This window comes from Curtobacterium sp. SORGH_AS_0776, assembly GCF_031453355.1.
In the GTDB taxonomy this organism is placed as follows: Bacteria; Actinomycetota; Actinomycetes; order Actinomycetales; family Microbacteriaceae; genus Curtobacterium.
On sequence record NZ_JAVIYU010000001.1, the window covers coordinates 908,088 to 924,351 of the forward strand.

Genomic DNA, 16,264 nt, shown 5'->3' on the forward strand with positions numbered 1-16,264 from the left:
CTCCTGGGCGGACCCGCACCGCGCCTCCCGACCGTCCCCTGTTCACCGGACGCAACGAGGTCACGCCCACGGCGAACAGGGGCAGACCACCCGGGGTGCGCTGGTTACTCTCGATGTACGTCACCGGACTTCCACGAGCCCGGCAAGGGAGAGCACATGTTCGAGAGATTCACCGACCGAGCCCGTCGTGTTGTCGTCCTCGCTCAAGAAGAAGCGAAGATGCTCAACCACAACTACATCGGCACCGAGCACATCCTCCTCGGCCTCATCCACGAGGGCGAGGGCGTCGCCGCCAAGGCGCTGGAGTCGCTCGGCATCTCGCTCGATGCCGTCCGCGAGCAGGTCCAGGACATCATCGGGCAGGGCCAGCAGCAGCCGACCGGGCACATCCCGTTCACGCCGCGCGCCAAGAAGGTGCTCGAGCTGTCCCTGCGCGAGGCGCTGCAGCTCGGCCACAACTACATCGGCACCGAGCACATCCTCCTCGGCCTCATCCGCGAGGGCGAGGGCGTCGCCGCCCAGGTGCTCGTCAAGCTCGGCGCGGACCTCAACCGCGTCCGTCAGCAGGTCATCCAGCTCCTGTCCGGCTACCAGGGCAAGGAAGCGGTCGCCGTCGGCGGCGAGCAGCAGCAGAACGCCCAGCAGGGTTCGCAGGTCCTCGACCAGTTCGGTCGGAACCTCACCCAGGCGGCGCGCGACGGCAAGCTCGACCCGGTCATCGGCCGCGAGAAGGAGATGGAGCGGGTCATGCAGATCCTCTCCCGCCGCTCCAAGAACAACCCCGTCCTGATCGGTGAGCCCGGCGTGGGCAAGACCGCCGTCGTCGAGGGCCTCGCCCAGGCGATCGTCAAGGGCGACGTGCCCGAGACGCTGAAGGACAAGCAGCTCTACTCGCTCGACCTCGGGTCGCTCATCGCCGGGTCCCGTTACCGCGGTGACTTCGAGGAGCGCCTCAAGAAGGTCACGAAGGAGATCCGCACCCGCGGCGACATCATCGTCTTCATCGACGAGATCCACACCCTCGTGGGTGCCGGGGCTGCCGAGGGCGCGATCGACGCCGCTTCCATCCTCAAGCCGCTGCTCGCACGCGGTGAGCTCCAGACCATCGGTGCCACCACGCTCGACGAGTACCGCAAGCACTTCGAGAAGGACGCCGCACTCGAGCGTCGCTTCCAGCCGGTGCAGGTCAACGAGCCGTCGCTGCCCCACGCGATCAACATCCTCAAGGGCCTCCGCGACAAGTACGAAGCGTTCCACAAGGTGTCCATCACCGACGGCGCGATCGTCGCCGCGGCGAACCTCGCGGACCGCTACGTGCAAGACCGCTTCCTGCCGGACAAGGCGATCGACCTGATCGACGAGGCCGGTGCACGTCTCCGCCTGTCGATCCTGTCGGCGCCGCCGGAGCTCCGCGAGTTCGACGAGAAGATCTCGGCGGTCCGCGGGCAGAAGGAAGCCGCGATCGAGGAGCAGGACTTCGAGAAGGCCGCTTCGCTCCGTGACGAGGAGAAGAAGCTCCTCGGCGAGCGTCTCCGCCTCGAGAAGCAGTGGCGAGCGGGTGACGTCGCCGCGTCCGGCACCGTCGACGAGGGCATCATCGCCGAGGTCCTGGCGCAGGCCACGGGCATCCCGGTGTTCAAGCTCACCGAAGAGGAGACCTCGCGGCTCGTCTTCATGGAGAAGGCACTGCACGAGCGCGTCATCGGTCAGGAAGAGGCCATCTCGGCCCTCTCCAAGACCATCCGCCGCACCCGCGCCGGACTGAAGGACCCGAACCGTCCCTCCGGCTCGTTCATCTTCGCCGGCCCCACGGGCGTCGGGAAGACCGAGCTCGCCAAGGCGCTCGCCGAGTTCCTCTTCGACGACGAGGGTGCACTGATCTCCCTCGACATGTCGGAGTTCGGCGAGAAGCACACCGTCTCGCGACTCTTCGGTGCCCCTCCCGGGTTCGTCGGGTTCGAGGAAGGTGGCCAGCTCACCGAGAAGGTGCGCCGCAAGCCGTTCTCCGTGGTCCTCTTCGACGAGATCGAGAAGGCCCACCCGGACATCTTCAACTCGCTGCTGCAGGTCCTCGAAGAGGGTCGTCTGACCGATGGTCAGGGCCGCGTGGTCGACTTCAAGAACACCGTCATCATCATGACCACGAACCTCGGTTCGCAGGGCATCGCGGGTGGCCCGGTGGGCTTCCAGGTCGAGGGTGACTCCGGTGTCGGCTACGACCGCATGCGCTCGAAGGTGAACGAGGAGCTCAAGAAGCACTTCAAGCCCGAGTTCCTCAACCGCGTCGACGACACGATCGTGTTCCCGCAGCTCTCGCAGCCCGAGCTGCTGCAGATCGTGGACCTCTTCGTGAAGCGCCTGGCGGACCGTCTGCTCGACCGCGACATGACGGTGGAGCTCACGCTCGCCGCCAAGGAGCAGCTCATCAAGGTCGGGTTCGACCCGGCACTCGGTGCCCGCCCGCTCCGCCGCGCGATGCAGCACGAGGTCGAGGACCAGCTGTCCGAGCACATCCTGCAGGGTGAGCTCACGGCCGGCGACCACGTGAAGGTCGACTTCACCGGTGGCGAGTTCCAGTTCGAGACCGGGCGTCAGCCGGGTCGCGAGGAAGTCCTCGCCGGCGCGGCCGCCGTCGAGGCGACGGACACGCCGCAGGGCGAGATCGAGTCCTAGGACCCGGTCACGGACATGACGGGAGGCGCGGTGCCAGCTGGCACCGCGCCTCCCGTCACGTCGTGGGTGCGGTCACCCCTGGTGGTCGCGCCCGCGGTGCTTCTCGCGCTTCTCGTGTCGCTCGTGCGCGCCGGGCTGCTCGCTCTCGGCCGTGCCGTCCGAGTCGCCGCTCAGTCCGTCCGCCAGGCCGTTGGTCTGGTCGAAGGGACGTCCGAGTGACTCGTCGCCCCGGTCTGCCACTGAGCGGTGACGCTCGTGGGCTTCGGGTTCGGGTTGATCGTCCATGCGCCGGACGCTCCGCGCGGCGCGATGTCGCCCGACCCAGACCCGGGACGGTTCGCGCGTCGCGGTACCACGGGCCCCCGTCCGGGGGTACGGTGGGGACTGCGCGCGAGGGGTTCCCCCCAACACCTCGCACGCAGCGCTCGACCGGTTCCCCCCAACAGGTCGAGACGCGCCGGCCCCGGTCTGTTCGCAGACCGGGGCCGTTGCACGTCGCCGGGGCGCGCGTCTCGCGTCTCGCGTCTCGCGTCAGAGGGTGGCCGCGAAGTCCCGGACGGCCCGCTCCCAGCGTTCCGGGTCCTCGTTCCACTCGAGCGTGTGCGGCGCGGTCCGGAACGCGACCGCCCGGGTCCCCGGACGCGCGGTCTGCGCGGCGACGTCGGCCTCGGCGACGAGGGCGTCGGCCGCCGAGTGCACGAGCAGGGTCGGGGTCGCCGACGCCTGCCACGCGGTCGTCCCGACGGGAGCAGCGGCGCCGGCCAGCCGTGACAGCACGGCGGTGGTCGCGATCCGTGCCGCGACCGTGCCGACGAACGCGGGGAGGTGGGCGCCGGACACCGCACCGCGGAGCGCCGAGGGCACGCTGAGCAGCGGCGAGATCCCGACGAGGCCGTCGACCTCGACCCGGGAGGCGGCGACCGAGCACGCGAGCGCCCCCGCCGACCAGCCCTGCAGCACGACCCGGGTGGCCCCGCGGCCCCGGGCTGCCCGGACCGCCGTCACGATGCGGTCGACCGCGCCGGGGTCGAGCGAGCGGAGCGGGAGGTCGGTCGTGTCGACGACCTCGGACGTCGCGCCGAGGGCACGCCAGACCGGGATGCCCCGGAGGACCTGCCGCGGCCCGAGCGACTGCCCGTGCACGTGGACGACGTGCGTGGGCTCGTCACCGAGGACGTCGGTCGGTTCGTCGCCGGGGACGTCCGCGAGGCCGTCGTACAGCAGCGCGTCCCAGCCCCACTCGCCGACGGCTGCCGTACCGTCCGTGCGCCGCCGGACCGTGTCCCCGTCGACGTCGAGCACGTCCTGCACGCGGACGTCCTGGCCGTCACGGGTGAGCCGGTACGTCCCGGGCAGGCGGGTGTCGCGGGTGGCCACGAACTCGGCCTCGGTCGGGGTGGCGCCCCGCACGGTCGCGGTCGCCGAGTACGGCGTGGGGAAGAGCAGCCGACGTGCGACGAACGCACCCAGCCCGAGCGTCCCGACGGCACCCGCTGCGGTCCCGAGTGCGGCGATGCGTCCACCGGTCATGTGGTCTCCTCCAGTCGTGCGGTGGTGAGTGGCGCGGCGGCCGGGACGTCCTGCCCGGCCTCGCGCGCGCGGTCCTCGATCTCGACGGACAGCCGGTGCAGTCGGCTCCGCCACTGGCGACGCTGCCAGGCGATCGTGAAGTACAGCCCTCGGTTGCCGGACGCGCCCTCGAGTCGCCGCAGCTCGGGCTCCAGTGTCCGGAAGCGGACCCGTGAGGCCCGCCAGTCGCGGAACTCGCGGGCGGCGTCGGGCAGCACCCCGCCGGCGGCACCCACGGCGAGCAGGACCATCGAGGTGAGGAAGACCGGCGCGTAGACGGTCCCGAGCACCCGGACCGCAGCGTCCAGGCCGAGCACATGCACGGCGTCGAGTGCCACCGCGATGGCCGCGAGCAGGACCATCGCCGCGGCGCCGACGACGAACAGCCAGTACATGCGCCCGAGGCCGTCGCCCTCGCGGAAGCCACGGAGGACCGCCAGTGCGGACCGGGCGATCACGACGGCGATGTACGTCATCTCGACCGCTGAGTAGAGCGCCGTGGGCAGCTGGGCGCCGTACTCGACCATGAACTGCGAGGTGGGCACGGGGGCGTCGATCAGCACGAACAGCACGACGAGGGCGACGAGCACCAGTGCGACGCCGACGAGCCGGCTCGGTCGGAGCAGCCGCGCGGACCGGGCGGCCGCCTCGACCGACTGCGCGAGGGCGAACAGGCCGCACACCATCAGGCAGCGGCCGAGCAGGTCGGCGACGTTCGGCGTGCGGGTCAGCCCGCCGAGGAATGTCACGACGTCGGGCTGGTTGATGCTCAGCCCGACGGCGACGAACGCGCAGCAGACCATGAGCCAGGTGACGCTCGCCGACTGGGTCCGGACGAGCCAGAGCCGGACGACGAGGACGGCCAGGATCAGCCAGACCGGGAGCGATCCCCAGACGTGCAGCGTCACCGGAAGATCCCGCGCGGCGCGGTGTCGGGGTCGAGCAGCCCGATCCGCAGGGCGAGCTGGTCGGCGACGAGCTCGACCGCCTGCTCGTGCGGGGTGTCGAGCGACCGGGTGAACGCCGTCCGCCCGGTGAGCAGCCCCGTGTACGCCTCGTGGTCGCAACCGGGGTCGGCGAGGAACACGTGCGCGAGCTCGTGCAGCACGCAGGCCACCCGGGAGCGTTCGGACAGGTCGGGGCGCGTCTCGAGCAGGGCGTGGTCGGCGCGCTGGATGAGCCGGGCGGAGAGGTCACCGGGCAGTGCGGTCGTGCGGAGCCGGATCGGCTTGCCGAGGGCGGACTCGGCACGGACGAGCAGCTCCGGCAGGGTCAGTCGCCGGGGGAGTCCGAGCCGCTGCACGCTGCGCCGGGCCTCGGCCTGCTGGCGGCGGGCACCGATCCGGTCGGCGAACGCGCTCACGGCATCGCCCCGGAGTCGTCGAGCCGCCGGACGTGCTCGGTGAAGTCGCGGATCTCGGCCGCGGAGGCGAACTCCCCGAGCCGCCGGGTGGCGAACGCAACGACCTCGCGCTTGCGGAGCTCGAGGACGAGTTCGAGCTGCGCCTGCACCCGCTCCGGGACGTCCGTGTTGCCCGCGGCGTCGGTGAGGTACTCGGACGGCACACCGAAGTAGCCGGCAAGCGCGACGAGCAGACGCTGGTCACGGACGGCCGGTCCGTTGCCCCCGAGCATGTAGCCCCACCGCGGTCGGCTCATCGAGGCGCCCTGCGCCTCGATCTCCGCCACGATCTCCTTGTAGGAGGGGCGCTGCCCCGAGTTGGCCTCGACGACGTCCATCAGGAGCTGCAGCTTGCGTGAGAGCTCGCGTCGGTGTGCGTCGTCGTCGGTGTACTCGATCATGTCTCCCCGCCCTGTACATCTGTCTCAGACATGGTAAAACTGAACCAGCGCGTCGGCCAGCGACACCCACTCTGCCAGGCGCGTGCCCGTTCGTCAGGTCGGCATTTCGTGGGGGGATGCCGAAGCGGCGGGTCGCACCGTGCAGTGGACGCGAGCCGACGACGGACGGGAGGGACGGTGCCAGCTGGCACCGTCCCTCCCGTCCCGACCGTGGTCGCGATCTCGTGCGTCGGCCTGATCAGGCCTGCACGTCGCCCCGCCACCCGGTGTCGGTGGGCGCCGACTCGACGCGCTCCTTGTAGTTCTGCAGGTCCTTCTTGATCGCGTGACCGCCGACGCCGACCGCTGCACCGAGCTTCTCGAGGAAGCCGGAGGGCTCCCAGTCGATCTGCGCGGTGACGCGGGTCTCGTCGTCGGACAGCTTGTGGAAGGTGACGACGCCGGCGTGGTCGGTCTCGCCGTCCTTGACCGTCCACGCGACCCGCTCATCGGGGTGCTGCTCGGTGATGAGGGCACGGAACTCGCGCTCCTGGCCGGCGACCTTCACAGTCCAGTCGGTGGTCTTGTCGTCGACCTGGACGATCTTCTCGACCTCGTCGAGGAACTCGGGGAACTCCTCGAAGCGGGTCCACTGGCCGTAGGCAGCTGCGACGGGGACGTTGACGTCGACGGTTTCGATGATCTGAGGCATGACCCGGACGGTAGGCGGCCACGGCTGGGCGCCGTACAGGGGCGTGTCCCCCGGGGCGCACTAGTGTGAGGGAGATGACTGAGCACGGGAAGCACGCGTTCCACGAACGGGACGAGCACGGCATCCTGGTGCGCCCGGCCCTGGCGTCGGACGTCCCGCACATCCAGCGGCTCATCTCGCCCTACGTCGACCGGCGGATCCTGCTCGGCAAGGAGAACGTCGCGCTCTACGGTTCGATCCAGCAGTTCCGGATCGCCGAGGGCCCCGACGGCGTCCCGATCGGGTGCGGCGCGCTCGCCGTGTTCTGGGACGACATCGCCGAGGTGCGCACGCTCGCCCTCGACGCCGACTGGATCCACAAGCGTGTCGGCCACCGCATGCTCGAGGCACTGGAGCACGACGCCCGCGAACTCGGCGTCGCCCGCATCTTCTGCCTCACGTTCGAGGTCGACTTCTTCACGAAGCACGGGTACCTCGAGATCGGCGAGAGCGTCGTCTCGCCCGAGGTGTACGCCGAACTCGTCCGGTCGTCGGACGAAGGGGTCGCGGAGTTCCTCGACCTCGCACGGGTGAAGCCGAACACGCTCGGCAACACCCGCATGCTGAAGATCCTCTGACGCTTTCGCCTGCCCTCCGGCGGGGTTCCCTCGTCGGGCTCGCGCCGTTGTCTACCCTGTGCGCATGTCGTCGTTCCGTCACCCCGTCGGGCCCGAGAAGCCGGGCGTCTACTGGCGCCGTCGTGCGATGGTCATCGGGGTGCTGCTGCTCATCGTGGTCGTCGTCGTGCTGATCGTGGTCGGGCGGGGTGGGGCGTCTGCTGACCCGGGTTCTTCTCCCGCTTCCGCCTCCGCATCGTCTGCCGGGCCGTCGTCGTCGCCGCGTGCCACTCCCTCTGCAGCCGCTTCGCCCTCGGGGTCGGCCTCGGCCTCGGCTTCGGCGTCGGCTTCGGCGTCGGCCAAGGACGGGTCGACGTGTGTGAAGGAACAGATCGAGCTCACGCCCGTCGTCGACAAGACCTCGTACGGCCCCACCGAGGACCCGAAGATCGCGATGTCGATCAAGAACACCGGGTCGAACTCGTGCCACATGGACCTCGGGTCGTCCCAGCAGGTCCTCACGATCTCGTCCGGCGAGGAGCAGTACTGGTCGTCGAAGGACTGCCAGACCGGTGGGACCAACCAGGACGTCACGATCAAGGCCGGGCAGACCCTGACCACGCCGGCGATCGCCTGGGACCGGACGCGCTCGTCGACGTCGACGTGTGACTCGTCTCGGCCGTCGGTCACCGGTGGGGGTGCGAGCTACCACCTGGAGGTGGCGGTGGGGAACATCGAGTCGAAGGCGTCGGTGCAGTTCATCCTCGGGTAATCCGGCGGTGCTCACCGGCTACGATGAGGGCAAGTGGATTGGGAATGCCCGATCGGCGTCAACCCCCGGATCTCCGGGGGTTTTCGCTTGTCGCGGGGGTGTTCGCTTGTCAGGGGGAGGCCTTTTGAGGCCACGGTCCTCGGCGCTGTAACCGTGTCGTGAAATGGGAACGGGCCCGTCGTCACGAGGACGACGGGCCCGTTCGGGCTGGAGGAGATCAGCCGATGACGGAGATGTTCTCCGCCTGCGGGCCCTTGCGACCCTCGGTGATGTCGAACTCCACCTTCTGGTTCTCCTCGAGCGACTTGTAGCCGTTGCCAGCGATCGCGGAGAAGTGAGCGAAGACGTCAGCGGAGCCGTCGTCCGGGGCGATGAAGCCGAAGCCCTTTTCGTTGTTGAACCACTTGACGGTGCCGGTCGATGCCATGATGGCGTTCCTTACTTTCTTGCCAGTCGACATCTGCAGTCGACTGCCTTGCGATGCGGTATTCGCTACCGCCGATCCACCGACGGATGTCGTCAGATCGATGCGTCCTGCGGGCATGGGGCCGGTAGAACGGGTTCGGGGCCAGGCGGCCGGGGAAGGCCAGTGACCGATGGCGCTCGAGGTGCTGTGCACCGGAAGAACGATGGACTCCCGCCGAAGCGGTTGGTACCAATCTACAGTCTTGTGGCCACAAGGGAAGAGCCGAAGTCGCCGAACGTCCATGAATCTGGTGGACTGGGTCCCGATGGCAGACAAGGAACAGCGTTTCCGGAGCGAACAGCTCGAGGCGGCGCTCGAGAAGCAGGACGTCGCGGCGGTGGCCTTCGCGCTCCGCAACGACATCGTGATCGTCCCCCGGCTCGTCACCGGCAAGAAGGACATGCAGGTGCGGGTGTTCGGGCGTGAGGGCTCGGACAAGCGCATCCTGCTGCTGTTCTCGTCGGCAGACGCGTACACGGCGATGGTGCCGGACGAGAAGGTCCGGCAGGTGATGGTCTACGACGGGCCGCGACTCGAGGAGTTCATCGCGGCGCATCTGGACTCGCTCGAGGGTGTCTTCTTCGACATCGCGGGCCCGCACACGATGCAGGCGACGCCCGAGGACCTGCTGGCGGCGCTCCGAGCCTGACTCGCACTTGCGTGTGCGTCGTTCCGCGGCGTGTCGTACCGCCGGCTCTGCCGTGATCGGTGCTGCCGTGATCGGTCAGAACGCTCGATCGAGTTCGCGCTCCCGCTCGTTCGCGGCCAGGGAGAACGCGACCCGCAGTGCTTCGCGGAGGTGCTGGGCGTCCGCGCCGAGCACGGTCGTGAACCCGAGGCGTGCGGCTTCGCTCGCGCGCTGTTTCGTGCCGGTGGTCGGGCGGATCTCGCCCGCGAGGCTGATCTCGCCGACGGCCGCCAACGTGTGCGGGTACGGGCGGTCGCGGGCGGCACTCGCCAGGGCCAGCGCGATCGCGAGGTCGGCGCCGGGCTCGGTGAGCTTCATGCCGCCCACCGTGGAGACGTAGACGTCGGCATCCGACAGCTTCAGGCCGGCGCGACGTTCGAGCACGGCGAGCAGCATCGCCACGCGGGACGAGTCGACGCCGTTCACGACCCGGCGCGGCTGCGGCGCCGAGCTCGGGACGACGAGCGCCTGCACCTCGACCGGGAGCGCTCGGCGTCCCTCGAGCGCGACGGTCACGCACGTGCCGGACACCGGCGCGCCGTTCTTCGACATGAACAGGCCACTGGGGTCGGGGACCTCGTGGATGCCGTCGCCGGCCATGTCGAAGCAGCCGACCTCGTCCGTGGGGCCGAAGCGGTTCTTGAGCGCGCGGACGAACCGGAGTGCGGTCTGCCGATCGCCCTCGAAGTGGCACACGACGTCGACGAGGTGTTCGAGCAGTCGGGGTCCGGCGATCGTGCCGTCCTTCGTCACGTGCCCGACGATGAGGACCGGGAGAGCCCGGTCCTTCGCGACGCGGATCAGCGTGGAGGCGACCTCACGCACCTGGGACGTACCACCGGCGATGCCGTCGATCGAGCTCGACGAGATGGTCTGCACCGAGTCGGCGATGAGGAGGTCCGGCTTGACCTGGTCGATCTGGCCGAGGATGACGCCGAGGTCGACCTCGCTCGCCAGGTAGAGGTCGTCGTGCATCGCCCCGGTGCGTTCGGCGCGGAGCCGGACCTGGTCGACGGATTCCTCGGCGCTGACGTAGAGGACGCGCTTGCCCGTCGCTGCCGCTCGTGAAGCGACCTCGAGCAGGAGCGTGGACTTGCCGACGCCGGGCTCGCCGGACAGCAGGACCGCCGCACCCGGGACGACTCCGCCGCCGAGGACGCGGTCGAACTCGCCGATGCCGGTCTGCCAGCGCTGGACGGTGGTTCCGCGGGATTCGGTGATGGGGCGGGCCACTCGGTTGCCCGTGACCGCCACCGAGGTGGTGCCCCGGACGCTGGCGGTGGCCGCGGTGGAGTCCTCGACCGTGCCCCAGGACTGGCACTCACCGCAGCGGCCGACCCACTTGATGCTGGTCCAGCCGCACTCGGTGCAGCGGTAGAGGGACTGAGCGCGCGCCATGATCGCCAGGCTAGGCGGTGCCGCCGACATCACCCGCGCGGTCGTCCGGACCGTCGGGGTGCGTGTCGGGTCCGGCGTCGGGCAGGGTGACCGATCCGGTCATGCGCTGCCGGAGGCGGTCGATGCGACCGGGACGTTCGGCGTGGTCGAGAGCCTCGGCACCCTCGGTGTCCTGCTCGGCTCGCGCGGTCGCCACCGCAGCGGCGCCGGCGCCGAGGTCCTCGGCTTCGCGGGCGGACAGGTAGTGCCGGATCGCCGCGACGACGTCGACCCGGGCGTCGACCGCGGGTTCGAACGCGCTCGCCCAGATCTCGTACCCACGGTCGTTCGGGTGGAACAGGTCGCCGTAGCTGTTGAAGAACGTCCGGCGCAGACCGACCCGCTTCGTGATCGTGTGTAGCGGCGCGACCGTGAGACCGAACTCCTCCGCCACCCGGTGCACGATCTCGTTCGCCACGGCGACCTTGCGCTCACGGTCGGGGACGAACATGCACGGCAGCTCGGCGACGATTGCGTGCGACGGCACTGCGCCGTAGATGTCGCGGATGTTCCGCTCGAACTTGTCGGGGTGGAAGTCGGCGATGTCGTTCGCGCCGATCGACACGGTGCAGATGTCGGGTGTGTAGTTGCGGAGCTTCGGCAGCTGGTCCTTCCGCGCGCCCCACGTCGTCGAGCCGGACACGCTGAGGTTCACGACGCGGACCGACGACCGGGAGCGGTGCCGGATCCGGCGGGCGAGCAGTCCCACGTAACCCCGGTGGGGCTCGCTCGCACCGACGCCCTGCGCTGCCGAGTCACCGATCGCGAGGTACGTGATCTGCCCCTCGTGCTGCAGGCGCTCGCGCCACCAGTCGGCGTGCACGGGCAGCAGCTCGCCGACCCGACGGGCGGCGGCGCGCTGGCCACGGACGCCTGCCCGGGCGCCGAAGGCAGCGCCCCCGAGGACGGTGAGGCCGCCGACGACCGACGACAGCAGTGCGATGAGCGTGCGAGATCTCATGCGGTGGACGTTACGCGGACTTCTTCGGGACGCGATCCGTCCCAACTGGGCCGTGGACGGGCATTTGGGACCGGACACTTGTGGAGGGGGAGCCGACGCGCGGTGGTGCGTGGCGCCTCCTGGATCGTGTAAACTCTTTCCCGGTACCGTGTCCGAGCGGCCGAAGGATCATGTCTCGAAAACATGTGTGGGGGCAACTCCACCGTGGGTTCAAATCCCACCGGTACCGCCACTGAAAACCCCCGTTCACGCGGGGGTTTTCTCTTTTTGAGGAGCCGCCTTGATGCATCTCTGGTGGGCTCTCGTGAGCGCACGACTCCGCACCGTGGCTGCCTCATCCTGACCAGCGGGGTCAGCCAGAGTGCGTCCGACCCGGTGTCCGAGGTTCACTCGCCCGTTCCTCGAGTGTGCGCAGCGAAGCGCAAGCTGTCACGTCAGTCTTCCCTAACGGCCTCGCCACTGCGATGCGCCACTCAAGCTCTAGATCAGCGCGAGGGGGGCCATATAACCACAGGTGTGCAGCTGGCCGCGACCGTGGCGCTGGGACATCTCCACGACCTCAGTGTCCTGAGACGGCTACGGCGGTATGAGTCGGCAACCCTACGGTTGCGGATGGGTGAGGAACTCTCGTAGGTTGCAGCTAACGAAGGAGATCCCTTGACTGAAGCAACAGCCCGCGCGGCGGAGCCCGACGAAGTGGACGAGATTGACGATGATCCTGATCTGAATTCCACCGCCGAGCAGGCAGAAGCCCTGAACTTGAGCACAGAGGAGAGGCGCCTCGTTACGCAGCCCTACGACCTCGGTGTGCGGGCGATCAGCGATGACATCAAAGCGGGCCGTATCAGTCTCACGATTGAGTACCAGCGCAAGTATGTGTGGGACCTCGGGAAAGCGTCCCGCCTGATTGAGTCCTTACTCCTCAACGTGCCAATTCCTGTCTGCTATTTTGCAGAAGACTCTAATGGCGTATTCGAAGTAATTGATGGGTTGCAGCGCCTGAGCACCATCAAGCAATTCCTTGATGGGGACGTGACTCTCACAGGGCTCTCGGTCCTAACGGAGCTCGAGGGGAAGGTCTTTGCCGAACTGGCGCCCCGTGATCAGCGACGTCTCGAGGGACGAACAATTCGGTGTATTGTCATCACCGAGGATAGTCACCCTGACATCAAGTTTGATGTGTTTGAGCGCCTCAATACGGGGGCGGCATCTCTCACTGCCCAGGAGTTGCGAAACTCGGTGTATAGGGGTTCCCTCAATGACGCACTGAAGACCCTGGCCAAGGAGCCGTACTTCACCCCGCTCATGGGTGTGCACGGGAACAAGCGGATGGATTACGAAGAGATCATCCTCCGATACCTCGCGCTCGTCACGGGTGAGAGCTACAAGCCGCCTCTCCGGCAGTTTCTGAACGAGTATATGCGAAGCAACCAAACGTCGACGCTATCGCGGGCAGAAGTGGATCGATTCGAAGACGTATGTCGAACGGTCTCTGAGGTTTTGGGAGATTCGCCATTCAGGCTGGCTGGATCCAAAACGCCGGTGAACAAGGCGTTTTTTGATGCCGTAATGGTCCCCATTGCTTTCGCAGACCGCGATCAGGTGCGGGCCAAGGCGGGAGAAGTCCGCCAATTCGTCGAGAGCCTGAGCGACAACGACGACTTCCGAGCATCGATTGGACGTGCCACGGCTGACAGGACCCGGATGGTTAGTCGCGTCAACGCTGTCTCTGATGGGTTGGTGGCTCTCGGTGTGACGGTCAGTCTTCCGAGTCACCTTGCTCGGGCTTGAAGAATGGCCATGGATGCGGGGCCGCTCGGCAGCTTTGCTGCGGGAGTCGCAGAAGTTAGGACACTAGCCGCACTTACTGACGGTCGAACTGACGATGAGGCGGTGAATGCCTTATGTCGATCCAGCGTCGTGCTATTGGTGAGCCATTTTGAAGCCTTCGTAGGCAATTTGGCGGAAGACTTCATCGATGTATTGAGTACTGGCGAATTGTTCGCGCACCAAATCCCCGTAGGCGTGAGGGAGGTGCACACTCTGCCGCGACTCCAAGCAATCATCGAATCTAACGATGCTGAGCAACGCGGGGCCCTACTTAAAAAGCTGAGCGATGTAACGGCTTTATGGAATCCTCAAGCCAAACCGGCACCGGGAACGTTGAAACCGGCAACGTTGAAGCGCGAGGTCACCAACGCCCACGCGGAGACAATAGATGGGCTGTTTCATTTGATGGGCCAGCGCGGTGCGGTCTGCGACGGTGATCTTGATTACTCCGACGACGACAATGGTCGTACAAAAACGGCAAACATTCGTTTTTCCCTGCGGGACGCTGTTAAATGCAGGAATGACATCGCGCATGGCGATGTCGACCGGAAGCCGACGCCGGCCGACGTGAGCCGATATCTCAACTTCTTGGTCGCGCTGGCTGAGCGGCTTAGTCGAAAGCAAGACGATCTTGTCGAGCCGTACAGGCAGTTGGTTGTTTCTGAGCAGGGACAGGCCGCATCCTGACACGAGGTACATAATTAGCGCTTGACATTCGGTTCGGCGCGGTCGGACGAGCAGTTCTTCGGGTCCAACCAAGAGCCGGTTTGGACACCACGCCTGTCGCGATCGCTCTGGGCGTCGTCGAGGTCCGCCTGTGGTGCGATTTGGCGCATCGCCATCTGTCTCAAGGTGGCTCAGCTCGGCTCGATCAGCCAGCGGAAGTCCCGCAGACGCAGCGATTCGACCATCGGTCTCGTCCGTGCGGATGCGCGGCGATGGGTTCAAATCCCACCGGTACCGCCACAGAAAACCCCCGTCGACGCGGGGGTTTTCTTCTTTCCTGGTAGCCATCGGCATCACGAAGCGCCGCGCCCGCCTCCTGGACTGGCTGGCGCGGCTCCCCGTTAATGGTTGGTGAGCATCAGGGTCTGCCGATGCACCCGACGCGGCGACGCCTGGACGTACTGCCCGGTCCGGGCGCGCGAGGTCGTGCCGCTGACGTAGGTGCCTCGGGCGGTGGCGGGGACGCCGGTGAAGGTACCGACTCCGGAGACGACCAGGGAGCGGTTGACGTACTCCCCGGCTGGGACGGCCGGGACGGCCGGGGCCGCCGGGGCGGTTGTCACGGTCATCGTTCCTGCTCCTCAGATCTCGGGGTGCTGGTCGCGGACGGGGCTGACTGACTCGAGCAACGCCGCGACGTTGAACACGGTGGACTCGGCGTGCCACGGGCCGGCGATCTGGACGCCGATCGGCAGGCCGTCCGTGCTCGTGCCGAAGCGCATCGACAGGGCGGGCATCCCGGTGATGTTGAACTGGACCGTGAAGGTCTGGATGTGGGTGGCATCGACTGTCTGCCCGTCGATGACGAACTCGGTCTTGTCGTGCTCGTGCGCCGGGATCGGCAGGACCGGCAGCAGGACGGCGTCGAACCGCGTGAAGACCTCGGCGTAGGCGTCACGGATGCGCTCGAAGCCCTGCTCGGCCGCGACGTAGTCCTCGACGGAGGTGTCGGGGGTGGCGAGCATGGTCTTCGACATCGTGAACCGGAGGTCTTCGTGACCCTTGGTGGCTTCGGCCATCGCGGGCTTGAGCTCCATGACGTGCTGCTTGTTGAACAGCGCGAGCGGGTTGTCGTGGTGCAGGGTCGGGATGTCGATCTCCTCGACGAGGACGCCGGCGGCGGTGAGCGCTTCGGCTGCCTGGCGGACGGTGTCGGCGACCTGCGGGTCGACCGGCCCGAGGCCGGAGTCGGTGAACCACGCCACGCGGAGGTCCGAGGGGGCGGCGTCCGGCTTGCCGGTGTCGACCGTGTTCGGGGTGACGGCGAAGCCGTCCTGACCGTCGGGGCCGCGCATGATCCGGTAGCCGAGCTCGAGGTCGCGGACGGTGCGGGCCATGGGGCCGACGTGCCAGTCGCGTCGGGGGACGCGCGGCCAGACACCGGTCATCGGGATGCGGCCGTGGGTGGGCTTGATGGCGGCGATGCCGGTGTGGGACGCCGGGCCGCGGACCGAGATCGCGAGGTCGGTGCCGAGGCCGATCGGGCTGAGACCGGCGGCGATCGCTGCGGACTCGCCACCGCTTGAGCCGCCGGAGGTGCGGTCGAGGTTGTACGGGTTGTTCGTCCGGCCGGAGAGCAGGTTGACGCTCTCGGTCGAGTACGAGAACTCGGGCAGGTTGGTCTTGGCGAGCACGATGCCGCCGGCTGCCTTCATCCGGGCGACCGCCACCGCGTCCTCGTCGGGGGTCCGCCCCGTGAAGATGGGGGAGCCGCGCTGGGTGAGGATCCCGTCGGTGTCGATCGAGTCCTTCACCGTGAACGACACACCGTGCAGCGGGCCGACCTCCTCGCCGGCAGCGAGCGCCGCGTCGGCGGCAGCGGCCTCGGCGAGAGCGTCGTCGTTGAGGGTGACGATCGCGTTGATCTTCGGGTCGACCGCCGCGATGCGGTCCAGGTACGCCTGCACGACCTGCACTGAGGTCAGCTGACCTGCCTTGATGCGAGCGGCCAGTTCGGTCGCGTCGAGGTAGAAGATGTCTTCGGCCATGATGTACTCCTTGCTAGTAGACCAGTCGTCTAGTGATGATGGAAAGAGGACCGGGCCGGAGCCC

At 67.9% G+C, this 16,264-nt stretch carries 17 protein-coding genes and 1 tRNA gene; 7 read left to right on the forward strand and 11 right to left on the reverse strand.

Going from position 1 to position 16,264, the window contains the following annotated elements; translation table 11 throughout:
• The first annotated feature begins 156 nt into the window (after positions 1-156).
• On the forward strand, positions 157-2,673 hold the full coding sequence (locus tag QE359_RS04605) for an ATP-dependent Clp protease ATP-binding subunit (RefSeq protein WP_070417315.1): 2,517 nt from the start codon (positions 157-159) through the stop codon (positions 2,671-2,673).
• A gap of 72 nt (positions 2,674-2,745) precedes the next feature.
• On the opposite strand, the gene QE359_RS04610 is transcribed toward QE359_RS04605, so the two are convergent.
• The 6 genes from QE359_RS04610 to QE359_RS04635 all read right to left on the reverse strand — a co-directional run bounded on the left by QE359_RS04610 (position 2,746) and on the right by QE359_RS04635 (position 6,736).
• Complete coding sequence (locus tag QE359_RS04610; protein WP_309777875.1) at positions 2,746-2,958, reverse strand: hypothetical protein; 213 nt, start codon at positions 2,956-2,958, stop codon at positions 2,746-2,748.
• A 246-nt stretch (positions 2,959-3,204) separates the two neighbouring features.
• Positions 3,205-4,203 carry a hypothetical protein gene (locus QE359_RS04615; RefSeq protein WP_309777877.1) on the reverse strand — a complete coding sequence of 333 codons (999 nt, stop codon included), beginning with the start codon at positions 4,201-4,203 and terminating at the stop codon, positions 3,205-3,207.
• Positions 4,200-5,150 (reverse strand): hypothetical protein, encoded by a 951-nt coding sequence (locus tag QE359_RS04620; RefSeq protein WP_309777878.1) that lies wholly within the window; start codon positions 5,148-5,150, stop codon positions 4,200-4,202. The genes QE359_RS04615 and QE359_RS04620 overlap by 4 nt, the downstream gene beginning before the upstream one ends.
• Entirely contained in the window at positions 5,147-5,605 is a 459-nt protein-coding gene (locus QE359_RS04625; protein ID WP_070417312.1) for a hypothetical protein, read from the reverse strand. The genes QE359_RS04620 and QE359_RS04625 overlap by 4 nt, the downstream gene beginning before the upstream one ends.
• On the reverse strand, positions 5,602-6,045 hold the full coding sequence (locus tag QE359_RS04630) for a hypothetical protein (protein WP_309777880.1): 444 nt from the start codon (positions 6,043-6,045) through the stop codon (positions 5,602-5,604). Before QE359_RS04630 ends, QE359_RS04625 begins: the two co-directional genes overlap by 4 nt.
• Positions 6,046-6,283: 238 nt before the next feature.
• Positions 6,284-6,736 (reverse strand): SRPBCC family protein, encoded by a 453-nt coding sequence (locus QE359_RS04635; protein ID WP_070417310.1) that lies wholly within the window; start codon positions 6,734-6,736, stop codon positions 6,284-6,286.
• Positions 6,737-6,810: 74 nt separating this feature from the next.
• On the opposite strand from QE359_RS04635, the gene QE359_RS04640 reads away from it, so the two are divergent.
• Entirely contained in the window at positions 6,811-7,353 is a 543-nt protein-coding gene (locus QE359_RS04640) for an amino-acid N-acetyltransferase (RefSeq protein ID WP_070417309.1), read from the forward strand.
• Positions 7,354-7,417: 64 nt separating this feature from the next.
• Positions 7,418-8,104, forward strand: coding sequence for a hypothetical protein (locus tag QE359_RS04645; protein ID WP_309777883.1), 687 nt, complete (start codon positions 7,418-7,420; stop codon positions 8,102-8,104).
• Positions 8,105-8,321: 217 nt separating this feature from the next.
• Here the strand turns inward: QE359_RS04645 and QE359_RS04650 are convergent, their stop codons facing one another.
• Positions 8,322-8,531: a cold-shock protein gene (locus QE359_RS04650; RefSeq protein WP_022907629.1), complete on the reverse strand. Its 210-nt coding sequence runs from the start codon at positions 8,529-8,531 to the stop codon at positions 8,322-8,324.
• Positions 8,532-8,835: 304 nt separating this feature from the next.
• On the opposite strand from QE359_RS04650, the gene QE359_RS04655 reads away from it, so the two are divergent.
• The gene (locus QE359_RS04655; protein ID WP_071296496.1) at positions 8,836-9,219 is read left to right on the forward strand and encodes an SseB family protein; all 384 of its coding nucleotides are present in this window, start codon (positions 8,836-8,838) and stop codon (positions 9,217-9,219) included.
• Positions 9,220-9,294: 75 nt separating this feature from the next.
• On the opposite strand, the gene radA is transcribed toward QE359_RS04655, so the two are convergent.
• Both radA and QE359_RS04665 read right to left on the reverse strand, forming a co-directional pair.
• Positions 9,295-10,656, reverse strand: a complete 1,362-nt coding sequence (gene radA / locus QE359_RS04660; protein ID WP_070419292.1) for a DNA repair protein RadA — start codon at positions 10,654-10,656, stop codon at positions 9,295-9,297.
• Between the two features lie 10 nt (positions 10,657-10,666).
• Entirely contained in the window at positions 10,667-11,656 is a 990-nt protein-coding gene (locus QE359_RS04665; protein WP_309777884.1) for an SGNH/GDSL hydrolase family protein, read from the reverse strand.
• A 142-nt stretch (positions 11,657-11,798) separates the two neighbouring features.
• On the opposite strand from QE359_RS04665, the gene QE359_RS04670 reads away from it, so the two are divergent.
• From QE359_RS04670 to QE359_RS04680, 3 genes are all read left to right on the forward strand, one after another.
• Positions 11,799-11,888, forward strand: a tRNA-Ser gene (locus QE359_RS04670).
• A 425-nt stretch (positions 11,889-12,313) separates the two neighbouring features.
• Positions 12,314-13,447 (forward strand): DUF262 domain-containing protein, encoded by a 1,134-nt coding sequence (locus QE359_RS04675; protein WP_309777886.1) that lies wholly within the window; start codon positions 12,314-12,316, stop codon positions 13,445-13,447.
• 9 nt (positions 13,448-13,456) lie between these two features.
• Positions 13,457-14,173, forward strand: coding sequence for an MAE_28990/MAE_18760 family HEPN-like nuclease (locus QE359_RS04680; protein WP_309777888.1), 717 nt, complete (start codon positions 13,457-13,459; stop codon positions 14,171-14,173).
• Positions 14,174-14,553: 380 nt separating this feature from the next.
• Here QE359_RS04680 and QE359_RS04685 read toward each other — a convergent pair whose 3' ends face one another.
• Complete coding sequence (locus QE359_RS04685) at positions 14,554-14,781, reverse strand: hypothetical protein (protein ID WP_309777889.1); 228 nt, start codon at positions 14,779-14,781, stop codon at positions 14,554-14,556.
• A 12-nt stretch (positions 14,782-14,793) separates the two neighbouring features.
• Positions 14,794-16,200: an amidase gene (locus QE359_RS04690; RefSeq protein ID WP_309777890.1), complete on the reverse strand. Its 1,407-nt coding sequence runs from the start codon at positions 16,198-16,200 to the stop codon at positions 14,794-14,796.
• Positions 16,201-16,264 lie beyond the last annotated feature (64 nt).